Source organism: Salinibacterium hongtaonis (assembly GCF_003065485.1).
Taxonomy (GTDB): Bacteria; Actinomycetota; Actinomycetes; order Actinomycetales; family Microbacteriaceae; genus Homoserinimonas; species Homoserinimonas hongtaonis.
In genome coordinates this window covers 655,987-676,353 of record NZ_CP026951.1, presented here as the reverse complement: position 1 = coordinate 676,353, position 20,367 = coordinate 655,987, and the positions used below count along the sequence as shown (strand labels likewise).

At 65.4% G+C, this 20,367-nt stretch carries 16 protein-coding genes; 4 read left to right on the top strand and 12 right to left on the bottom strand.

Going from position 1 to position 20,367, the window contains the following annotated elements; genetic code table 11:
* Nucleotides 1-20: 20 nt before the first annotated feature.
* The gene (locus C2138_RS03350) at nucleotides 21-1,751 is read right to left on the bottom strand and encodes an ATP-dependent helicase (RefSeq protein WP_241961161.1); all 1,731 of its coding nucleotides are present in this window, start codon (nucleotides 1,749-1,751) and stop codon (nucleotides 21-23) included.
* Nucleotides 1,748-2,716 (bottom strand): NAD(+) diphosphatase, encoded by a 969-nt coding sequence (gene nudC / locus C2138_RS03345; RefSeq protein ID WP_108515523.1) that lies wholly within the window; start codon nucleotides 2,714-2,716, stop codon nucleotides 1,748-1,750. Before nudC ends, C2138_RS03350 begins: the two co-directional genes overlap by 4 nt.
* Nucleotides 2,717-2,810: 94 nt before the next feature.
* Between nudC and C2138_RS03340 the strand changes: the two genes are divergently transcribed.
* Nucleotides 2,811-3,815: a phosphotransferase gene (locus C2138_RS03340; RefSeq protein ID WP_108515521.1), complete on the top strand. Its 1,005-nt coding sequence runs from the start codon at nucleotides 2,811-2,813 to the stop codon at nucleotides 3,813-3,815.
* Nucleotides 3,816-3,882: 67 nt separating this feature from the next.
* Here C2138_RS03340 and C2138_RS03335 read toward each other — a convergent pair whose 3' ends face one another.
* Together C2138_RS03335 and C2138_RS03330 are read right to left on the bottom strand one after the other, a co-directional pair.
* The gene (locus tag C2138_RS03335) at nucleotides 3,883-7,161 is read right to left on the bottom strand and encodes an ATP-dependent helicase (RefSeq protein ID WP_338418815.1); all 3,279 of its coding nucleotides are present in this window, start codon (nucleotides 7,159-7,161) and stop codon (nucleotides 3,883-3,885) included.
* Complete coding sequence (locus C2138_RS03330) at nucleotides 7,154-10,351, bottom strand: ATP-dependent DNA helicase (RefSeq protein ID WP_241961160.1); 3,198 nt, start codon at nucleotides 10,349-10,351, stop codon at nucleotides 7,154-7,156. Before C2138_RS03330 ends, C2138_RS03335 begins: the two co-directional genes overlap by 8 nt.
* A gap of 31 nt (nucleotides 10,352-10,382) precedes the next feature.
* On the opposite strand from C2138_RS03330, the gene C2138_RS03325 reads away from it, so the two are divergent.
* Genes C2138_RS03325 through C2138_RS03315 form a run of 3 tightly spaced genes read left to right on the top strand, consistent with a single transcriptional unit; the run spans nucleotide 10,383 to nucleotide 11,369 of the window.
* On the top strand, nucleotides 10,383-10,607 hold the full coding sequence (locus C2138_RS03325) for a DUF3107 domain-containing protein (protein ID WP_108515517.1): 225 nt from the start codon (nucleotides 10,383-10,385) through the stop codon (nucleotides 10,605-10,607).
* Between the two features lie 2 nt (nucleotides 10,608-10,609).
* Nucleotides 10,610-10,900 carry a hypothetical protein gene (locus tag C2138_RS03320; RefSeq protein WP_108515516.1) on the top strand — a complete coding sequence of 97 codons (291 nt, stop codon included), beginning with the start codon at nucleotides 10,610-10,612 and terminating at the stop codon, nucleotides 10,898-10,900.
* A 58-nt stretch (nucleotides 10,901-10,958) separates the two neighbouring features.
* Nucleotides 10,959-11,369, top strand: a complete 411-nt coding sequence (locus tag C2138_RS03315; protein ID WP_108515514.1) for a pyridoxamine 5'-phosphate oxidase family protein — start codon at nucleotides 10,959-10,961, stop codon at nucleotides 11,367-11,369.
* 143 nt (nucleotides 11,370-11,512) lie between these two features.
* Here C2138_RS03315 and mnhG read toward each other — a convergent pair whose 3' ends face one another.
* The 8 genes from mnhG to otsA form a co-directional block, all read right to left on the bottom strand.
* Nucleotides 11,513-11,920 carry a monovalent cation/H(+) antiporter subunit G gene (mnhG, locus tag C2138_RS03310; protein WP_108515512.1) on the bottom strand — a complete coding sequence of 136 codons (408 nt, stop codon included), beginning with the start codon at nucleotides 11,918-11,920 and terminating at the stop codon, nucleotides 11,513-11,515.
* Nucleotides 11,917-12,228 carry an MrpF/PhaF family protein gene (locus tag C2138_RS03305; protein ID WP_108515510.1) on the bottom strand — a complete coding sequence of 104 codons (312 nt, stop codon included), beginning with the start codon at nucleotides 12,226-12,228 and terminating at the stop codon, nucleotides 11,917-11,919. The genes mnhG and C2138_RS03305 overlap by 4 nt, the downstream gene beginning before the upstream one ends.
* Entirely contained in the window at nucleotides 12,225-12,785 is a 561-nt protein-coding gene (locus C2138_RS03300; RefSeq protein WP_206749484.1) for a Na+/H+ antiporter subunit E, read from the bottom strand. The genes C2138_RS03305 and C2138_RS03300 overlap by 4 nt, the downstream gene beginning before the upstream one ends.
* The gene (locus C2138_RS03295) at nucleotides 12,785-14,386 is read right to left on the bottom strand and encodes a Na+/H+ antiporter subunit D (RefSeq protein WP_108515507.1); all 1,602 of its coding nucleotides are present in this window, start codon (nucleotides 14,384-14,386) and stop codon (nucleotides 12,785-12,787) included. The genes C2138_RS03300 and C2138_RS03295 overlap by 1 nt, the downstream gene beginning before the upstream one ends.
* Nucleotides 14,383-14,853, bottom strand: coding sequence for a Na(+)/H(+) antiporter subunit C (locus tag C2138_RS03290; protein WP_108515505.1), 471 nt, complete (start codon nucleotides 14,851-14,853; stop codon nucleotides 14,383-14,385). Before C2138_RS03290 ends, C2138_RS03295 begins: the two co-directional genes overlap by 4 nt.
* A complete protein-coding gene (locus C2138_RS03285) occupies nucleotides 14,850-17,762 on the bottom strand; it encodes a Na+/H+ antiporter subunit A (RefSeq protein WP_108515503.1) in 2,913 nt (970 codons plus the stop codon). Before C2138_RS03285 ends, C2138_RS03290 begins: the two co-directional genes overlap by 4 nt.
* A 111-nt stretch (nucleotides 17,763-17,873) precedes the next feature.
* Nucleotides 17,874-18,653 carry a trehalose-phosphatase gene (gene otsB / locus C2138_RS03280; RefSeq protein ID WP_108515502.1) on the bottom strand — a complete coding sequence of 260 codons (780 nt, stop codon included), beginning with the start codon at nucleotides 18,651-18,653 and terminating at the stop codon, nucleotides 17,874-17,876.
* A 9-nt stretch (nucleotides 18,654-18,662) separates the two neighbouring features.
* A complete protein-coding gene (otsA, locus tag C2138_RS03275; protein WP_108515500.1) occupies nucleotides 18,663-20,219 on the bottom strand; it encodes an alpha,alpha-trehalose-phosphate synthase (UDP-forming) in 1,557 nt (518 codons plus the stop codon).
* Nucleotides 20,220-20,367: the final 148 nt, after the last annotated feature.

The following is a 20,367-nucleotide window of genomic DNA, read 5'->3' as shown; positions in this document are numbered from 1 at the left end:
GGCCGCGACGGGCAGTCGCGTCAGCCGCGAGTGGAGCGTGCACCAGGAGTGCGGGTGCGCAGTTCCGCAAGGAAACGGCTTGGTTGACGCTGGCCGCCCTGTCCTGCAGCTGCCCACGAGAGCGCCAGTCGATCCCGTGCTCGCGTAATCCCCACATAGAGCAGCCGCCGCTCCTCATCGATCGCCGCTTCGTCCTTGGCGTAGGTGATGGGCAGCAGCCCCTCCCCGAGGCCAACGAGGTAGACGCTCGACCACTCGAGGCCCTTTGCCGCGTGGATGGTCGCGAGGGTCACGGCGCGCATGGTCGGTTCGTTCTGGGTAGCGGCCCTATCGCTCAGGTCGTCGACGAATCGACGCAGCGGGATGCCTCTGCCCGCCTCCTCCGCGAGGGTCATGATCGTATTGAGCGACTCCCAGCGATCACGCACTGCTCCGCGGGTTTCCGGCGCCTGCTGCGACCAACCGAGCGAGCGCAGAACATCGCTGACGGTCTTGAACAGCGGTTCGGCGGCACCGCCGACGACCGCGCCCTTGAGCATCATGATCGCCTGCTTCACCTCGGGCAGTTCAAAAAACCGCTTCGCTCCCGTGAGCCTCGTCGTGATTCCGAGGTCACCCAGGGCCGCCTCGAGAAGAACCGCCTGCGAGTTCACGCGATAGAGAACAGCGATGTCTTGCGGCTCCACACCCTCGGCCAGTTCGGCTTCGATAGCCCGGGCGACAGCCCTCGCCTCCGCACCATCCGAGGCGTGGGCGGTGAAGGTGGGGGCGGCGGACTGCTTGGTCTTGGCGGCCGACGTCGACGCCGGTGGCGCGGGGCGCAGCGCGAGGGCACCCGGGCGACCGCGCATGAGCTGGTTGGCCGTCTCGATGATCGGACCGGCTGAGCGATAGTTGCGCTCGAGGCGCACAACCGTCGCCTCGGGGTACTCAGAGGGGAACCGTAGGAGAAAGCGTGACGATGCCCCGGCGAACGAATAAATAGTCTGGCTGGCGTCTCCGACGACACACACATCCTGGCGGTCGCCCAACCACAGCTGGAGCAGATAGTGCTGAAGCGGGGAGACGTCCTGGTACTCATCAACGACGAAGAAGCGGTACTGCTCCCGCACATGGTCGGCGACGCGAGGTTCGGATTCGATCATGCCCGCCGTCGCGAGCAGAACATCTTCAAAGTCGATCTGCCGACGTGAATCTTTGATGTCTTCGTAAGCCTTGTGCAACGCAACCATGCGGTCGAGATTCACGGTGGCTGGCAACGCCCGGTCTGCCTCGGCATATTCATCGAGGCTAAGTCGAGACACCTTGCGCCATTCGATCTCTGCGGCCAGATCGCGAAGGGTTGCCGTGTCGAGCTTGAGCCCCAGAGATTCGGCTGCCTGGCCGAGCAGTCGTCCCTTGCTGTCCACGATGCGGGGCATAGTGCCGCCGATCACCTGAGGCCAGAAGAAGTTGAGCTGAGCCAGGGCCGAGGCGTGAAAGGTGCGGGCAGAGACGCCCGAGGCGCCGAGCCGCCTGAGGCGCGACCGCAGCTCCCCCGCCGCCTTGGCCGTGAACGTGAGCGCCATGACCTTGCTCGGCGGGTACACGCCCGACGCGACGCCATAGGCAATTCGGTGGGTAATCGCGGTGGTCTTGCCGGTGCCAGCACCGGCGAGCATGCAGACAGGGCCGTGCGTGGCCAGCGCGGCCTCACGCTGTTCGGAATCGAGGCGAGCCAGGAGCGCCTCGGCGTCGGCTACCCCACTCACCGGGGGATACCGGTGGCTTGTCCCTCGGGGATGGGCTCCCCGAACCACCACTCGAGAATCGACCGGGCGATAGACGCCCGCCCCGGGAGCAGAATCGTGTCGAGGGAGTCTCTCAGCTCCTCGCGGCTGAACCACCGAAGCTCCAAGATCTCCTCGCCGTCGGGTCGCAGAAGCGACTCGCGCTCGGGGTCGACCCTCGCGGCAAACCCCAGCATGAGCGATGCCGGCATGGGCCACGATTGTGAGCCGAGGTAGTGGGCATCGGTCACGAAGATTCCCGATTCCTCCAGGATCTCGCGCTCGACGGCCGCCTCAAGCGACTCCCCCGGCTCCACGAAGCCCGCGAGCAGCGAGAACCGGTTGGCCTCCCACATCGCATTCGATCCGAGCAGGATGCGATCGTCGGCATCCAGAACGGCCACGATCACCGACGGGTCGATGCGGGGAAAAATCTCATGCTCAGGGTCAATACCTTTGCGAACCCAGCCTGCGCTGACCGGCACGGTGGCTGCGCCCGTTCGCGGAGAAAAACCGTGCGAAGCGTGCCAGTTGATGACGGCAAATGCCTGCGACAGCAGCTCTGTGTCGCGCTTCGACGCGTCACCCCCGAGCGCGCGGAGGTTAATCCAGGTACGGCCCGGCGTCTCTAGTTTTTGCGCAACCGGTTCAGAAACGGCAACGGCGATGACCGGGGTGCCGGCGGGCTCAGGAGCGCCCTCATCGAGCGAGCGGCCCAGGTAGACAACAGCATCCGCCGACTGGATTGCCCCTTCGGGAAGCTCCGAGAGCGGCACCAAAGCGAGCGACATGCCCTGCGAAAGGGCGGAGCCACGGCGGACGGCAAGCACCCGTGTGGCCTCGTCTGCCAAGAGAATGTCGAGCGCGTCGTCACGGATGCGCAGCGGGGCATCGCGGTCCACCTGCGAACGCCACACGGGCAAACGGGAGTCACGATCACGGAGCATGCAGACGAACCAATCTTGAAGGTATGCCCACCGGGCATTCGCCACACGCGTGGCGTAAGACCCCTGGCGGCGTATGTCGACCTAGCCTGTAGGTATGGCAAGATCGCATCTCACTTTAGCCGCGTTGGCAACCGCCGCAGTCGATGGTCTCGACGTGCGCCAAGTGGGAAGCTACGACACGGGCGATAACGGCGACTTCGACTCCGCGATCATCACCGGTGGCGACGGACGCCACTTCGTTGTGCGGGTACCCACCACCGAGCGGGCAGAAAACGAGCAGTCCGCCGACATCCAGTCACTCTCCGCGCTCAGCACCGGAGTGCGTGGTCGCCTGCCGTTTGAGGTCAGCAAGATCGTGGGGCAAACCGCCGTCGACTCGACCCGCGCCGTGGTGTTCGAGCACGTGTATGGCGACCCCGTTCACCTCGCCTCCATCCCTGCCGGGGAGGGGCTCGCCACCTCGATTGGCCGCGCCATCGCCGCCATCCATATGCTGCCCACAAGCTTCGTCGCCGACGCGGGGCTGCCCGTGCGCGCACCGCACGAGGTTCTTCGAGCCGTCTCGATACTCATGGATCGGGCATCGGCGACCAGCCTCGTGCCCGCAACACTCCTTGGCCGCTGGGAGCGGGCAACAGAAGACACGGCGCTGTGGCAGTTTGTGCCCACCGTGGTCAACGGCTCCATCTCGACTTCGTCGTTTCGACAGACCGGCGGAGAGGTCTGCGGCGTTCTTGGCTGGCAATCCCTCGCCGTCGATGACCCAGCGCAGGACCTCTTCTGGGCGATGGGGGCGCCGGATTCCGTGGCTCAGAGCATCGTGGACTCCTATCAGCTGGCCCGCGGCTCAAGCGACCGGCAGATCGTGCAGCGCGCCCGCCTCTATGCAGAGCTCCAGCTTGCCAAGTGGCTGCTGCACGGAACCCAGACGCGCGACAACGAGGTCATCGACGACGCCGTCTCCATGCTGCACAACCTTGTCGATCGCGTCGAGAACAACCTCGACAAGAACATCACGCACGACACGATCCCGGTCATGGCTGTTGATGAGGTCGAAGCCATGCTCGACGCGCGGGATCGACGCAGCGACAGCGCGTAGGCGAGCGTTAGGCACGTGAGGTCAGCTAGCGCGTGCCGGTCAGCGCAGCACGGTCAGCGCAGCACGGTCAGCGCGTGCGCGACGCCCGCCAGAGAGCCTCGAGCTCTTCCCGATCGAAAATGCGCTCCGGCCGAATGATCGCGTCGTCTGAGACGTAGTAGAACACGGCGTCGATCCGCTCAGGGTCGATGCCGCGCCACTCGGCATACGCCTGCCGGTAAAGCGCAAGCTGCAGCTGCTTGTCCTCGAGGTCTTTGGCATCGCGCGGGGCCTTGCCCGTCTTCCAGTCCACAACCTGAAACCGGTCGCCCTCAAGCGGGTACACGGCGTCGATCTTGCAGATCACGACACGATCGGCGAGCGGCAGATGAATCTCCCGCTCCACGTCGACGGGCCGGATGCTGGCCCACGGCGACCGTTCGAACGTGCGTCGAAGCTCGTCAAACTTAAGCTGCTGGCTGAGGACGGCCGAGTCGACGGTGTCGCCGAGGTCGATCTCATCGTCGAATGCGTCGAGCTCCTCGCTCGAACCATGCACCCCGTAGCGGTCCTCCACCCACTCGTGAAAAAGCGTGCCGAGCCGAGTAGCCCGATAGGGGCGTTCGGGCATGGGCCTGCGCAGCGCGGCGGCCACAGCATCCGGGTCTGTCACATAGTCCTTGAAGCGTGAGGCGGGCACCCGAATCGGCGGTTCAGCCCTGCCGGCTGGTTCGGTGCGCCGCTTGCGCTCTGCGAGCAACAGGTCGAGATCGTCCTGCCATGCGCCAGCGGTCACTTCGGTGCCTGCGGTCAGGGCCAGCCGAGCCTCCTCCACGAGGGCAGCGCCTGCCTCAACTCGAGAGCGCCTGCCCCCGAGCGGGTCGAAGGGCCACACCACATCGAACTCGTCGATGCCATCGGGGGCAAACTCCTCCGCTGGCCCTTCAGGCAGCGGAGGAACGATGCCGAGCGCCGCGAGCTCAACAAGAAACGAACTCGGCCGCCGCGGTTTGACCTGGCCGGACCAGAAGGATCCTGTGAGCAAAAGGTCATGCCGAGCCCGCGTAATTGCCACATAGGCGAGGCGACGCTCCTCGCGCTCATGGTGGTGAGAGACCTCGGCTTTGAAGTCGGCGATGAGGTCGACAAGCTCCTTGCGGGTCTCGGCCGTGCGCCACTCCAAGGTGGGCAGCTCGGCGGCGTCCCCCCGGAACTCCCACGGCAGGCGGCCGAACCCCAACCACGCGCCCGTGCCCTCAAGGGGAGTTCCCGGCAGTTCACCGTCGACGAGCCGAGGCACGACGATGATGTCCCGTTCAAGCCCCTTCGAGCCGTGAATGGTCATGATCTGCACGGTGCCGGGCTCCGCCTCCTCCGGCCGCGGCGCAAGGTTGTCGCGCCAGGCGGCCTCCCGCAGCCAGCCAAGAAAGCTCCTCAGGCTGGGGGAATCATCCACCGTGAGATAGCCGGAGAGTGCGTCGAAGAAGGCGTCGAGTGGTGCCCGACCGAGCACACGGTCGGGGTTGGCGGCGACCTCGATATCGAGCATGAGTTCCTGCTCGACCATCGTCACGAAATCGAGCAGGTCAAGCCCGCTGCGGGATCGCAACCGAGCGAGCACAGCACCGGCGTCGCGGAGTCGAGCGAGCCCCTCGTCACTAATTCCTGTGATCAGGCCGTGGTCGGGTTTGGCCGTTGCTACGAAGTCGAGAGCATCAACGATCGACGCCCCGTCGTCGTCAGAAACCGACTCCCGCAATCGAGTCCGAATCTCGTCGTCGAGCGGCCGGTGGGCAAAATCTCGATCGCGCAGCCGCGATGCGATGCGGCGAAGCCCGTGCAGGTCACGGGCACCGATGCGCCATCGAGAGCCCGAGAGCAGCCGAACGAGCTCCGAGCCTGCGGCCGGGTCGTTGATCACCGTGAGGGCGCTGACGAGATCGGCGATCTCGGGCTCCTCCATGAGCCCTCCGACACCGAGCACATGGAAGGGAATCTCGTGCTGCCTCAGCGCATCGATGAAGACCGCCTGGGTCTTGCGGGTGCGAAACAGCATCGCGGCGCTCGGCGCCCTGACACCTGCGCCATCACGCACGGGCACAGCGAGGCGGGATTTTAGCCACCGCGCCGCCGTGTCTGCCTCAGTCGCGAGATCCTCCTCATAGGAGAAGGAGATCGGGGAATCGGTGGCCGTCGGCGCCGGCTGAAGGCGCTGAACGGCAACTCTCGTCGTGGCTGTCAAAGGATCGACAAGCGCATTCGCGGCTTCGAGGATGCCGTGGCCATTGCGCCAACTCGTGGCGAGCGAGAACTCGGCAACGCTCGTGGCTGGCTCGCCGAACTGCCGGGCGAAGTCCTCGAGGTTGGCAGAGCTTGCGCCGCGCCATCCATAGATCGATTGGTGCGGATCCCCGACCGCCATCACGGGATGCCCGCCGAAGATGCCAGACAGCAGCCAAGTCTGCACGACGCTCGTGTCTTGATATTCGTCGAGCAGCACAACCCGATACTGGCCGCGCAGGTCGTCACGAATGCGGGGAACCTTGCGCACGAGTTCAAGCGCCAAAGCCACCTGGTCGGAGTACTCGACAAAGCCGTGCTCGGCTTTGGCCCGCTCAAACTGGCGGGCCAGGTCGATTAGGAGAGGCAGCGAGCCTACGACGGCAGCGTGCTTCTCAATCTCGGCGTAGGCACCTCGCCCTCCGGTAGGCAGGTCGGCAATACGTGCGAACTCCTCGGCCATCGCCGCAACATCATCGGCGTCGGCGATGTTCTCAGCGAGCCCGTGACTGATATCGAGCACAGCCCTCGTGATCGTGTCGAGGCTCTTATCGACCGAGGCGAGCCGCTCATCCTGGCTCGCGATCACGATGCTTCTCGCAAGCTGCCACGCCGAGGCCTCTCCCAGCACGTCGCCGTCGCTCTCTCGCCCCAACAGCATGGCGTTATCGCGGTAGATGGTGTTGGCAAACGAGTTGTACGTGGCCACCGTTGGGGTATCGAACGGATCGTGCTCGCCGGGAACGAGGCCGGCATCCGCCAGTTGCGCAATGCGGTTTCGGATGCGTTCGGCGAGTTCCCCGGCGGCCTTGCGGGTGAAGGTGAGCCCCAGAATTTGGCCAGGGGAAACATGGCCGTTGGCGATGAGCCACAGCACGCGGGACGCCATGGTTTCTGTTTTGCCGCTGCCCGCTCCGGCCACGACAAGGGCCGGCTCGAGGGGGGATTCGATGACAGCGCGCTGCTGAGGGGTGGGCCGATGTTGCCCCAGTGCGTCGGCGATCTCGTCGGCGCTCAACACCCTCGCTGGCGCCGCGTCGGCGCGCGCTAGCTCATCGTCGTCACGCATAACCGCCGTATCAGTCACTGGAGACCGCCCTTACCCTGTGCAACCGGCGTTGGGCCGCGCCGAAGCGGCGCTCGTCGATGTCATTCATTCCGGGGAAGGATGCTGCGGCCATGCCGAGCGCCGCAAGCCGAATGCGATTGCGGAACTCCTCCAGTTGCTCCTCGGTAAGAGCAGGCTGCTGCCCCTCTCGATAGGACTTGCCCCTCACCCCCTGTTTCACAAAGAGAAGCTTGGCGCCACCCGGTCGATGCTCGCCATGCGCGTCGAGGGCTTCGTCCAGGAGCCCCTGGGCATAGGCCAGCTGGTAGACACCCAGCTGCGGATGCGTCTCTATGTCGGATGTCTTGGTGATGGGCGAGCCCGTCTTGAGGTCGACGATGACGACACTGCCATCGGGTCCTCGTTCAACCCGGTCAATGGTGCCGCGCACGGTCGCTCGGTCCAGGTCGAAGGTGAACTCGCTCTCGGCCCCGATCAGTTGCTTTCGGTCACGGGTGAAGTCGGCGAGGTACTCGGCGACGCCCGCGGCAAGCGCCCTGGCCGCCGTCTTCTTTTGCTCGGCGAGCCACGGCGACTCAAAAAGCAGCTCATTCCACCGGCTCTCGATCGACTCCCAGATCGCCGAGACGCTCGCCTCCTCCGCCGTCTCCATAGCCCAGTGGATGATCGTGCCGAGGCTCATCTCGGTGCTGGGCGCCGACCCGGCAATCGTGTCGATGAACCAGTCGAGCGGTGACTCTTCGAACGCGCTCAAGCGCGACGGCGACACGGGCACCTGCTCGTCGTCACCAAAAACGGGCTCGGTGGTCGACGGCTCGATGAGCCCGTGCCAGTGCGCGGGATCGGCCCCCGCGATGCCGTCGTCGGCCAGTCGTGCGAGGGCCGCCGCCGCATGACGCCGAGCCACATCGGTCGTTGACGGGCGAGTGAGCTCCCGCCGCAGACGGCCCGTGAACCCCCTGAGCGAGAGCGGCACTGTGGCGGATGCATCGAGAGTCGGAGTTCCGTCCGGCACGAGGCTGAACACCATGCTCGGCGCCTCATCGTCGTTTGCTACCGCCGAGAGGATGACCTCGCTGCGCGCCCGCGAAATCGCCAGAGCGAACATCCGCAGTTCGTCGTCTCTCACCAGGCGGCGCTCATCGAGGGTCGCATCAGCGAGCCCTCCGATCGTGCGCACCAACTGTTGCGGCCCGAGCAGCGTGCCCCGGATGCGCAGGTTGGGCCAGATTCCGTCTTGCAGCGACGACACGGCAACGGTGTCGAACTCGAGGCCCACAACGCCAGCGGGCGTCGTGACAAGAACAGACTCTCCCCTCGCCTGCGGCGACAGGGTGTCCTCCGGCACGTCGGCGTCGAGTACCTCGTCGAGAAATACGCGAGCGGGCGCGTCGGGGTCACGCTCGACGAAGCGCTTCGCCGCGGAGAACAGAGCGAGCACGCCGTCGAGATTGCGGTTGGCCTCCGCTGCGAGAATGCCACCGCCGAGGGCCGCATCGTGCCAGGTGCGCGGCAGGCCGCTGCGCTCCCACGCGAGCCACAGAAGCTCCTCGATCGTGGCCCCCGCCTCGAACGACTCCCGCACACCCGCGAGGGTGCCGGAGAGTCGCTCCGCCCGACGCCCCACCCGATGATCGATTGTCGCGAACCGGCCGACCGCGCTCAGGGCATCGAGCACGAGCTCGTCGCCGAGCTTGTTGCCCCCTCCCGCGATCTCCTCAGCGCGCAGCGCAAGGCGCAGCCGACGAAGGTCGAGGCGGTCGAGACCGCCGAACGGGCTCAACAGCAGAGTCGTCGCCAGCTCCGCCGTGAGCGGAGTCCGGCCGATGCCGATATCGATAACCGTGAGAAGACTGCGCGCCGCACCGTCGTCGCGCAAGGGACGCGCGGCCAGGGTGGTTCGCGTCGGCACCTCCGCCAGGGCAAGGGCCCGCGCGATCGCTGGCACCTGGCCGCCGCTGCGCACGACAACAGCCATGTCGTTCCACGCCACGCCCTCGCGCAGATGGCGTTCACGCAGCCGCCGCGCCAGCGTCGACCACTCCCGCGACGGCGTCGGCGCCAGCACCGTGCTCAGGCTCCCCCGCGCGCCATCGGCGGAGGCTGCGCTGCGCTGCTGCCCAGCGGATGCCGTACCAATATGCGATGTGACCCTGCGCACGAGGGCGGCTGCGTCGCCGCCCTGCCGGTGCACAGTGGAGAGGTACAGGGGCGCGACCGGGGCCAGACCGAGCTCGGACGAGAGCCGCCCGAGCGCGTGCGGCTCTCCGCCGCGAAACGCGTTCGCTGCGGTGTCTGGATCGCCGAAGGCGACCACGGCGATGCCCCGCGCAACCAGGCTCCGCAACAGGCTCAATGTGGATTCGGTGACCTCTTGAAAATCGTCGACAACGACCATCCGCAGGCTCGCCACCGAATCGGGGATCTCGCCGCGGTCAATCGCCGACACTGCGGCGCGCACCAGCTCGGTGGAGTCGAGCTGGTCGGGGCGAGACAGCCCCAGCACCGCGCTGTATTCAGAGATGAAGTCGCCCGCGGCGACCCACTCGGGGCGGTCATGCTCACGGCCGAGCGCGCGCAACTGATCGGGGGTCACCCCAAACTCAGTTGCGCGCATCATCAGCTCCCGCAGCTCGGTGCGAAAGCCCTTGAGCTGCCGAACCGTGTCGTCAAGGTGCTCCGGCCAGTGCGGCCCGGTGCCATCCTCGATGTGGCCGCTCAACATGCTCGCGAGGTCGGTGTCCTGCTCGCCACCCGTAATAAGCCGGGGCCGGGGGCGGTCATGCAGCCTGGCGGAGTGGCCAACCACCTCGAAGGCAAGGGAGTTGACCGTGCGGGCGAGCGGACCCGTGGTCGGTCGCCCTACGCGGATAGCCAACCGGTCGCGCAAACGCGTGGCAGTTATTCGCCCCGTGGTGAGGGCGACCACCTCGTGTGGCTGCCAGCCCAGCCGGTTCACCCGATCCGCGACCAGCTCGACAAGCGTCGTGGTCTTGCCAGACCCGGGGGCACCGATGACAGAACCGGATGCCGTGGGCGCCAAATCGAGCACAGCACGTTGCGACGCATCGAGAACGAGTGCGCCGTCGCCCTCGTCCTGCGCCGCGCGCTCCCCCTCGTTCTGCATAGAAACCACGCTAGCGCCCGCCCCCGACATCGGATGCCAGCCCATCGACGACGCGATTGCGCCCACGACGAACGCGCGCACTCCCTGGGCCGTTGTGTCGTAATCTGAGCACGTGGATATTCGAATTGGCATCATCAACAGCGCCCGCGAGCTCAACTTCGAGTCGAGCCAGACAGCGGCAGAAATCCAGGCACTCGTAGCCAAGGCTGTCGACTCCGACGCCAAGTACTTCTCCCTCGCCGACGACAAGGGCAGCCTCTACCTGGTTCCCGTCGCATCGTTCGGCTACATCGAAATCGGCGCAGAGACACCGCGCAGGGTTGGCTTCGTAGCGTGAACATGGAGATGCTGTTCGCCGTTCTCGGTGGGCTCTTTCTCTCGTTCGGCGTGCACTTTGCCGTCGGTCGTCTCTCGACGCGCGGCATGGCGCTCCTCCCCGCGATCGGCACTGCGGTTAGTGCCGTCGTGTGGTCAGCGCTCACGTGGCTCGGAATGCCCTTCGATGGCGGATGGATCTGGGTCGCGTCGATCGCGGCCGGTCCCCTCGTCGCGCTTGCAGTCGGGCTATGGCTGTCGCCTCGCCGCCTCGCGGCCGACGAAGAGCTCTTCGAGAAGCTCGCCAGAGGCTGACGCGGCGCCCCCAACGGCATAACGCCGACAGCACCCCCTTCGCACCGAAAGCACCGCAATGACGCAGAACGAGCATCCGATCCACCACCTGGACGACGCGATGTGCTGGTCGATGCTTCAGGCGAACTCGCTGGGCCGCCTCGCGGTGAGCGCCGACGGCGACGTCGACATCTTTCCCATCAACTACTTCGCTGACGGGTCGACACTGCTGTTCCGCACCGCCCCCGGAACCAAGCTCGCATCGCTCACGGCCAACTCCCATGTCGCCTTTGAGATCGACGGGTCAACGGGAGTCGAGGCGTGGAGCGTTGTCGTCAAGGGAACCGCCCGCGTTCTCACCGACCCCGCCGACGTGCGGGACGCCGACGCGGCACCGTTGAACCCTTGGGCGCCAACCGAGAAGAAGCACTACGTGCGCATCATCCCGACCGCCGTGACCGGCCGCTTCTTCGACCGCGTCGACGTCTAGCGCTTCGCCCACCCCTGCCGAGGGGTCCGAAATGTGTCTTCGCGGGGAGCTGCAAGCCGCATATGACGCCCCTCAGCGGATGCGGGGCACCAGCCAGCGGGGCACCAGCCAGCGGGGCAGCCAGCGGGGCACCAGCCAGCGGGCTAGTCTCGCGGGCCCTGCGGAGCGACCTGCTCCACGACCTCACGCGCCTCGGCACCCTCCTGGGCACGCTCGATGGCGTCATCGAGTTCGTCTACGAGCAGGTAATCCTCGTCGATGTTGCCAGCTCGATAGCCTGCACGACCGATCATGTGGGCCGAAATGGGCGCTGTCAGCATCTGGAACAGCACCACCGGGATCAGCATGAGCAGAGTCGTGATGCTGCGCTCCGAGAGGGCGATCGCCGCGACGATGAGCATGAGCCCCAGCACCTGGGGTTTCGTAGCGGCGTGCATGCGGGAGAGCACGTCGGGGAACCGAATCAGGCCAACGCCCGCCGCGACCGAAAGAAGCCCTGCTGCCACGAGGCAGATGGCGGCAAGAACATCGAGCACACTGTCGAGAGTCATGAGTTTCTCCCTCTAGCAACCGGGCTCTGATGCGACGGCCGATCCTCTGCCGACTGCTTAGACACGTATCGGGCCACCGTCATGCTCGCGAAGACCGCGATAAGGGCGAGCACGAGCATGATGGGGATAAACCGCACGTGATCGTTGACGACCATGTCGACGCCGAGCACACACATGATCGTGGTGACGAGCATGTCAGAGGCGATCATGCGGTCGAGAATGGCCGGTCCGCGAACGATGCGATAGACGGATGCCGCAGCCGCGAACACAAACAGCAGTCCGACAATTCCATAGACGATGGGGATCATGACTGCCTCCACGCTCGCTCGCACAGCGCAACATCCTCGCGGGATCCGATGACCCGCACGATACGCCGCTCGGCCGTGAGCACCGTGTGCTTCGCCGACTCGACGTCCTCCGCATTGTTGGTGTCGATGGCGTGCACATAAAGGATTGAGCGCAGCCTGTCGGCCTCAACCACGAGCGATCCGGGGACGAGGGAAATGTTGAGTGACACCAGGAGCATGACGAGGTCTGACTTGCTGTGCAGGGGCACCGCGACGACCGAGCTCATGGGCTTGAGCCGCGGGCTGAGCGCAATGAGCGCGACCGTGATGGAGCCTCGCACCACGTCCCAGAGAAAGGTGAAGACAAAGACGATCGCCCAGAAAACGTTGAATCGGCCGGAGAGCTCGACGGGCGGCAAAAAGAACACCCGAGTGACGAGCCCCGCAACGATGATGCCGGTCACGAGGTTGAGCCAGGAGAGCGAACCCCAGAGAAGCATCCAGAGCACAACGAGCCACACCAGAAGGGGCAACTGGCTGACGAAACGACGGCCCAGGTTGGTGGCGGTGTGCGGCATCATTCACCTCCCTCTGAGCCCGGGGACCCCGGCGACGAAACCGTCGGGTCTCCGTCGGGAAAGACAACCTCGATGTAGGTTGCGGGGGTCTCCAGGTTTTCGCCCGCTCGGGTAGCAATCGCAAAGAGCGGCCCCACGAATATCGTGAGCGCAACAGTGAGGGCCACCATGCTGGCGGTGGCACCCGTCATTAGTCGGGGCGAGCTCTTGGTGCGCTTCTGGGTCTGGATGCCGGGGGCCTCGCTCAGCTGGTCGAGCAGCGACGACTCATAGTGCTCGACCTCGGACTGGCTGCGCCAGAACGCCATGTTCCACACGCGGGCAAGGGCATACAGGGTGAGCAGCGAGGTGAGCGCGCCGGCTCCTATGAGCACATAGACCAACCAGTCTGGCTCTGCTGCCCCGGCCTCGAAGAGGGCCAGCTTGCCAATGAAGCCGGAGAACGGCGGGATGCCGCCCAGATTGAGCGCGGGAATAAAGAACAACACGGCGATAACGGGGGCCGCCTTGAGCAGTCCGCCGAGCCGGTTGATCGAGGTGGACCCGCCCTGACGCTCGATGAGCCCTGTGCCGAGAAACAGCGTCGTCTGCACCGTGATGTGGTGGACGATGTAGAAAATGGTGGCCCCGAGCCCTGCCGCTGTTCCCAGGGCAATGCCAAACACCATGTATCCGATGTGGCTGACGAGCGTGAACGACAGCAGTCGTTTGATGTCCGCCTGAGCCACGGCACCGAGGATTCCGACAATCATGGTGAGAAGGGCAACGACGAGCAGAACATCCCGCAGCTGATTGCCTGCGAACAGCACGGTCTCGGTGCGGATGATCGCATAGACGCCCACCTTGGTGAGCAACCCGGCGAACACCGCAGTGACCGGGGCTGGCGCGGTGGGATACGAGTCGGGGAGCCAGAACGAGAGTGGGAAAACGGCGGCTTTGATGCCGAAGGCCATGAGCAACATCACGTGGAGAATCAGCTGCACGTCGGGTGAAATTTCGCCGATGCGCATGGCGATGTGCGCGATGTTCACGGTGCCGAGCGCGCCATAGATCAGGCCGATCGAGGCGAGAAAGAGCACTGAGGAGACAAGGCTGACCACGATGTACGTGACACCGGCACGGATGCGCGGGCCTGTGCCGCCGAGCGTGAGCAGCACATAGCTCGCCACGAGGAGAATCTCGAACCCGACGTAGAGATTGAAAAGGTCGCCCGCGATGAAGGCGTTGAAGACACCGGCGGCCAGAACCATGTAGGTCGGGTGGTAGATCGAGACGGGGGTCTCATCATCGCCGTCGGCCATACCCTGGCCCACCGAGAACACGAGAACCGCGAGCAGCACGGCAGCCGACACCACGAGCATGAGGGCAGAGAGCCGATCGACGACCAGGGCGATGCCGAACGGCGCGCCCCATCCGCCCACGTTCATGACCAGTGCACCCTGGGCATCCACCTGGATGAGCAGAATGATGCTGACCGCAAGCACGGCCACAAGGGCCGTAACCGTTACACCGACCTGGAGGCGTTTGCGTTTGCCCGCGATGAGGGCGCCGGCCGCGCCGAGCAGCGGAAGGATTACGACGAGGGGAATGAGCTGAATCAATTCTCCTCCTCCCCTGTTTCGGCCAGGTCGTGCGCTGCGGTTAGTTCATCAAGGTGGTCGACCTCAGGATCTCGCGGGTCGGGGTAGAGCAGGTCGGCCTCGACCTCGGCATCGCGCTGCGCGATCGCGAGGTCTTCTGGGTCGTCCACAACCTCATCCGCCTGCGACAGGCGCCATGAGCGATAGATGAGGGCTAGTAAGAATGCCGAGACGCCGAACGTGATGACGATCGAGGTGAGCACGAAGGCTTGGGGCAGCGGGTCGGCGATCTCAGAAACATCGGTACCGGAGTTGAGGATGGGCGCGAGACCGGGCGGGCCCGCCATGAGCAGAAGCAGCAGGCTTGTGGCGTTGGCCACGAGCAGAAACCCGAGAAGCACCCGGGTGAGGCTGCGCTCGAGCATCATGTAGACGCCGCAGGCATAGAGCACGGCCATCACGGCGACGAGGGTGAGGGATACGGTCATGCGCCCACCCTTTCGTCGAGGTGCTCATTGGGAGTGTTGGGGTCTTCTTCTTCTTGCTGGCGATCGACTTCGCCGCCGAGGCTTCGCAGAACGTCGAGCACGAGGCCGATGACAACGAGGTAGACGCCGACGTCGAAGATCGTTGAGGTCACGAACTCGATGTGACCGAATATGGGGACCTCCGCCTCGAAGAATGCCGAGGTCAGGGCGTCGGCTCCGAAGAACAGCGGTGCCACCGCCGTGCCCGCAGCGAGCAGCATTCCCGAGCCCAGCAGCTTGCCTGCGTCGATAGTGACAGCGGCACCGAGTTCGTACCGCCCTCCCGCGAGGTAACGGGCGACGAGTGCCATACCGGCGATCAGGCCGGCCGCGAAGCCACCGCCGGGAGCGTTGTGCCCGCTGAAGAGCACGAAGAACGAGACGACCATGATCGAGTGGAAGGCCAGGCGCACCGTCATCTCAAGCAGAATCGAGCGGTTCTCGGGGGCGAGGGTTCGGCCCGCGAGAAGCCACGCATGCATCGTCTCGGTGTCGTCCTCTGCCGCGACGGGTCGGCGCGCCGGCTCGGTGATCGGCTTCTGCCGGAACAGCCTGCGACGGCCACGGGGCAGCTTGGGCCGGGCCAAATCGTCGGTGCGGCGATCGAGAAAGATCAGGCTCGCAACACCGGTCGCCGCCACGATGACCACAGAGAGCTCGCCCATCGTGTCCCATGCTCGCTCGTCGACGAGGGCGACGTTGACGACATTGGCGCCGTGGCCCTTCTCAAGGGCGAGCCTCGCGAACTCGGCGAAGATCGGCTCGTCGACCCGTGCACTCAGCACGACAACGACAACGACGGCCATCGTGAGACCGACCGCAATAGCGAGGGCAGCTCGAAGCGCGCGGTATCGGGGTCGCCCGTGGGCAACGCCGATGCGCCTGGGGAGCCTGCGCAGCACCAGCACAAAGGCGATGAGAGTGACGGTCTCGACCAGCATCTGGGTGAAAGCGAGGTCGGGGGCACCCTGCAGGGCGAAGATCATGGCCATGCCATAGCCGGTTACGCCGACGAGAACGACGGCGGTGAACCGCTTATCGGCTCTGACCGATGCGATAGCCGCCACGATCATAATCACCGCAATGGCGATCTGAGCCGGGTAGTCCCACAGCAGAATCGCAGAAGGCCAGGTGCGGTTGAGCACGAGGGTCGTGCCCACTGCAAGCACGAGCATCAGCAGGATGGTGCTCAGGTAGAACGGCAGCGAACCACGCTGTGTGGTGGAGGTGATCCGCGCGGCCGTGCGATCCACAAACCGCAGCACCCTCCAGTACCCGTCGGCCGAATTAATGATCGCGGGAACCCTGGCCTGCGCAACCGACACCCTGGCACGCTTCCAAAAGAGCAGCAGCCCCACGACAAGTGTGATCGCAGAAATCGCCAGAGCCGGCTCAATCCCATGCCACAGCGCCAGGTGATAGTTCTCGCCGTCCGGCGGGAACAGCTCGGCGTAACCGCGGAAGAACGGGTCGAGCCACCCCGACGCAAGGCCGAGCCCGAGGCCAGCAAGAGACAGGATGAACGGGCTCGCGAGGGCATCCGCCCTATCGTGCTTCACGTCGATGTCGGCAACGTCGGGCTTGCGAGCGAACGCTCCCCAGAGAAAACGAGCGCCATAGGCAACCGTGAACATGGAACCGACCGCAACCCCCACGAGGGCGATGAGTCCGAGCGTTGTGCCGTCGAGGAACGCCGTGAAGACTGCCTCTTTGGCGACGAACCCGAAGAGGGGCGGAAGCCCCACCATCGAGGCGACGGCGAGCGTCGCTATGGCCGCAAGGGCAGGACGACTGCGGCCAAGACCGCTGAGCTTGCGAAGGTCTCGGGTCCCCGTGGAGTGGTCGATGAGCCCGACGACGAGAAACAGAGCCGACTTGAACAGGGCGTGGGCGACGAGGAGGGCGAGGGCCGCCAGGGCCGCCGTTTGCGTGCCGTACCCGGCGATCACCGTGAGAAAGCCGAGCTGGCTGACCGTGCCGTAGGCCAGCAGGAGCTTGATGTCTGTCTGCCGCAGCGCACGCCAGCCGCCGACGAGCATGGTGAGAACGCCGAAGCCGACGAGCACCTCGCGCCACCCGGCAATCTCGGCGAATGCCGGAGCCATTGCGGCGATGAGAAAGATGCCGGCCTTCACCATGGCGGCGGCGTGAAGGTAAGCGCTGACGGGGGTGGGCGCGGCCATCGCCGCGGGGAGCCAGAAGTGGAAGGGCACGAGGGCCGACTTCGACAGGGCTCCGACCAGGATGAGGAACACCGAGACCGTGACGGTGGTGCCATTGGGAGGGTCCGCCATGATGCCGGTGAAACTCGTTGTGCCCGCTGCGGCCGCCATGACGACGAGCCCGACGAACATGGTGAGCCCGCCCGCTGTGGTCACGAGCAGGGCCTGGAGCGCGGCACCGCGACTTGCCTTGCGATCGGTGTAGTGGCCGATGAGCAAGTAGGAGAACACCGTGGTGGCCTCCCAGAACATGAACATGAGGAAGATGTCGTCCGCGACGACAAGTCCATACATCGCCCCGCTGAACGCGATGAAGAATCCGGCGAATCGGCCGAGGCCCGGCTCGTCGTTAGAGAAGTATCGCTCGCAGTAGAAGAGCACGAGCGAGCCGACGCCGAGCACGATGAGCGTCATGATCCACGAGAGCGTGTCGAGCCGCAGCGAGAGTGCGAGGTGGATCTGCGGAACCCACTCGATCGATTCGCGCACAATTCCACCGGCAAGCACGGTCGGTGCTGCAGCGATCGAAGGGATGAGCGCGCCGAGCGGAACGAGTGCCGCGACATAAAAAATGCGGGGGCCGAGCACCCGCGTGAGCGCCGGAGCAAGAATCGCAGCGAGCGCGAAGAAGGCCAGTGAAATCAGCACGTGACCTCCGTCTCATAGGGCGGGCGGCGCGCGTACGCAGAAAACGTTGCGAGCAGCGATTGACAACCATTCTAACGGGGGCTCAACGCCCGGCATTCCCATTTCAGAATGTTAATGGGCCCTCAGCTCTGCAAGGCGCGACAATACCCGGGCAACGGCTGCCGGGTCCTCGACGCGAAACTTGGCCGCCGTCGCGCCCGGACCACACTTGATACCAACGTCGGCATCCCCCAGCACAGCGAAGCCATCCTCGTCGGTCACGTCGTCGCCCGCGAAGAGCACCGCGGTTGCCCCTGCTGCTTCGCGCAGCATCCGCACCGCATCACCCTTGGTCGTCGATCGCACCGAGAACTCAAGCACATTGCTCCCCCGCCGCTCGGTAATCGCTGGCAACTCCGTCGACACCCGCTCGTGCGCCTGACGCTCGGCTTCCTCGGCATCCTGCGGGGTTGCCGACCGGCTGTGCAGCGCGAACCCTGCCGGCTTGACCTCGATCCAGATGTCATCGAACGGTGCGGCGGCGGCCTCCAGAATCTCGCGGAGGCGGGAGAGATCCCCCTGCTCCGCCTCGCTGAGGGATACGCCGGGTGCGGCGTCGAGCCGCACCTCAACCCCGTGTGAACCGCTAAGCCAGACAGCCTCTGGCGGCTCGGCCACGTGCATCAAACTCTGCATCGCCCGACCGGAGATGAGGGCGACTCGTGTGTCTGGCGCGCGGGTGAGGGCGAGCATCGCCTCCCTCGCCGCTGGCAACGCCCGCGCCTCCTCTGGTCGATCGACGAGCGGTGCGAGGGTGCCGTCGAAGTCGAGGGCCACCAGCAATCGTGGGGTCGTCGCAAGGGCCGCAATGGCACCCTCGAGCGACCCGGAGTTCGCCTGAACATCAGCCACGGCGTGACCTCACACGTCGATCGTCATCGGCCCGGTTTCGGGCTGAGCGTCTTCGTCAAGCTCGTCGTGGAGAATATCTGCCTGCAGGCTCTCCGCGTGCCCGTTTCCCGTGAGCACCGCGAGGAACGCCGACGACCACGCGGCAACATCGTGCTCGAAGACTCGACGGCGCAGCGATCGCATCCGGGTGCGGCGCTCAGCCCTGGGCATGTGCAGCGCCCTCAGGATGGCGTGCTTGAGCCCGTCGATGTCGTGCGGGTTCACGAGAAGCGCACGCTTGAGCTCGTCGGATGCCCCGGCAAACTCACTCAGGATGAGAACGCCGTCATCGTCGGTGCGGGTGGCCACATACTCTTTGGCAACCAGGTTCATGCCATCGCGAAGGGCCGTAACGAGCATCACATCGGCTGCGAGGTACAGGGCCACCATCTCGTCGCGCGGATAACTCGTGTGGTGATAGCTCACGGGAGCGTGGCCGATCGTGCCGTAGTCGCCGTTGATCCGCCCCACCATGAGCTCGATCTCATCCCTCAGCTGGCGGTAGGCCTCGACCCGTTCACGGCTGGGGCTCGCCACCTGCACGAGCGTGACTTCTCCCGCCGTCATAGAGCCGTCGCGCAATAGCTCACCGAACGCCTTGAGGCGGTGCGCGATGCCCTTGGTGTAGTCAAGCCGGTCGACACCCAGGATGATGCGCTCCGGGTTGCCAAGCTCCTCGCGGATCTGGCGGGCCCGTTCGATAATCTCCGGCCTGCGCGCCATCTCCTCGAAGCTGTCCGCGTCAATAGAGATGGGAAAGTGCCGGGCGATGACGGTGCGGAACGGTTTGCCCTCGGGGATCGGCCCGTGGGCGCGCACCCCCACCGACTCGTCGATCAGAGGCACCTCGATGGTGGCCCCCTTGGTGGGAAAGCCCTTGAGCCGCCGCACCGCTCGCGTGAAGTTGTTGGCGTCGGCCAATCGCTGAAAGCCGATCACATCGGCACCGAGCAGCCCCTCGATGATCTGGGTGCGCCACGGCAACTGCGAGTAGATGCCGTAGGGAGGAAAGGGGATGTGGTTGAAGAAGCCGATCGTGAGGTCGGGGCGGTCCTCCCGCAGCATGCGGGGAACAAGTTGCAGTTGGTAGTCCTGCACCCACACCACCGCGCCCTGCTCGCTGACCTCGGCTACGGCATCCGCAAACCGCCGATTGACCTGCACATAGCTATCCCACCATTCGCGGTGGTACTGCGGGTGCGAGATTACGTCGTGGTAGAGCGGCCACAGGGTGTCATTTGAGAAGCCCTCGTAATACATGCGGATGTCGTCGGCGGTCAGCGGAACGGGCACAATGCTGATGCCGTCGCTCTCGAAGGGATCGAGCTGCAGATCTGGCTGGCCAGCCCAGCCCACCCAGGCGCCGTTGTTGGCGCGCATAACGGGCTCAAGAGCTGTGACGAGACCACCGGGCGAGTTAGCCCATCGCGCGGTGCCGTCGGGGTCGATTACGCGGTCGACCGGTAGTCGATTTGATGCGACTACGAATGAATATCGCTGGGGTGCGGCGGGTGCCTGAACCGTCATGGGGTGCATGCTCCGTGTCTTATCGGCGCCCTTATTCCCGCCGGAACGCGGGAGAGCGTCCCTTCCACAGTACCCCCGCCTGTGCCTCAGCGGGCCGATGGATTGCCTCCATCGGCCCGCCGAGCTCACGTCAGGTCCCGCTAGCGGA

Bases quoted from the DNA above. Each gene is read 5' to 3' on its own strand.
- nudC (WP_108515523.1), bottom strand. From the start codon at position 2,716: ATGCTCCGTGATCGTGACTCCCGTTTGCCCGTGTGGCGTTCGCAGGTG.
- C2138_RS03340 (WP_108515521.1), top strand. From the start codon at position 2,811: ATGGCAAGATCGCATCTCACTTTAGCCGCGTTGGCAACCGCCGCAGTC.
- C2138_RS03320 (WP_108515516.1), top strand. From the start codon at position 10,610: ATGGAGATGCTGTTCGCCGTTCTCGGTGGGCTCTTTCTCTCGTTCGGC.
- C2138_RS03315 (WP_108515514.1), top strand. From the start codon at position 10,959: ATGACGCAGAACGAGCATCCGATCCACCACCTGGACGACGCGATGTGC.
- mnhG (WP_108515512.1), bottom strand. From the start codon at position 11,920: ATGACTCTCGACAGTGTGCTCGATGTTCTTGCCGCCATCTGCCTCGTG.
- C2138_RS03305 (WP_108515510.1), bottom strand. From the start codon at position 12,228: ATGATCCCCATCGTCTATGGAATTGTCGGACTGCTGTTTGTGTTCGCG.
- C2138_RS03300 (WP_206749484.1), bottom strand. From the start codon at position 12,785: ATGCCGCACACCGCCACCAACCTGGGCCGTCGTTTCGTCAGCCAGTTG.
- C2138_RS03290 (WP_108515505.1), bottom strand. From the start codon at position 14,853: ATGACCGTATCCCTCACCCTCGTCGCCGTGATGGCCGTGCTCTATGCC.
- otsA (WP_108515500.1), bottom strand. From the start codon at position 20,219: ATGACGGTTCAGGCACCCGCCGCACCCCAGCGATATTCATTCGTAGTC.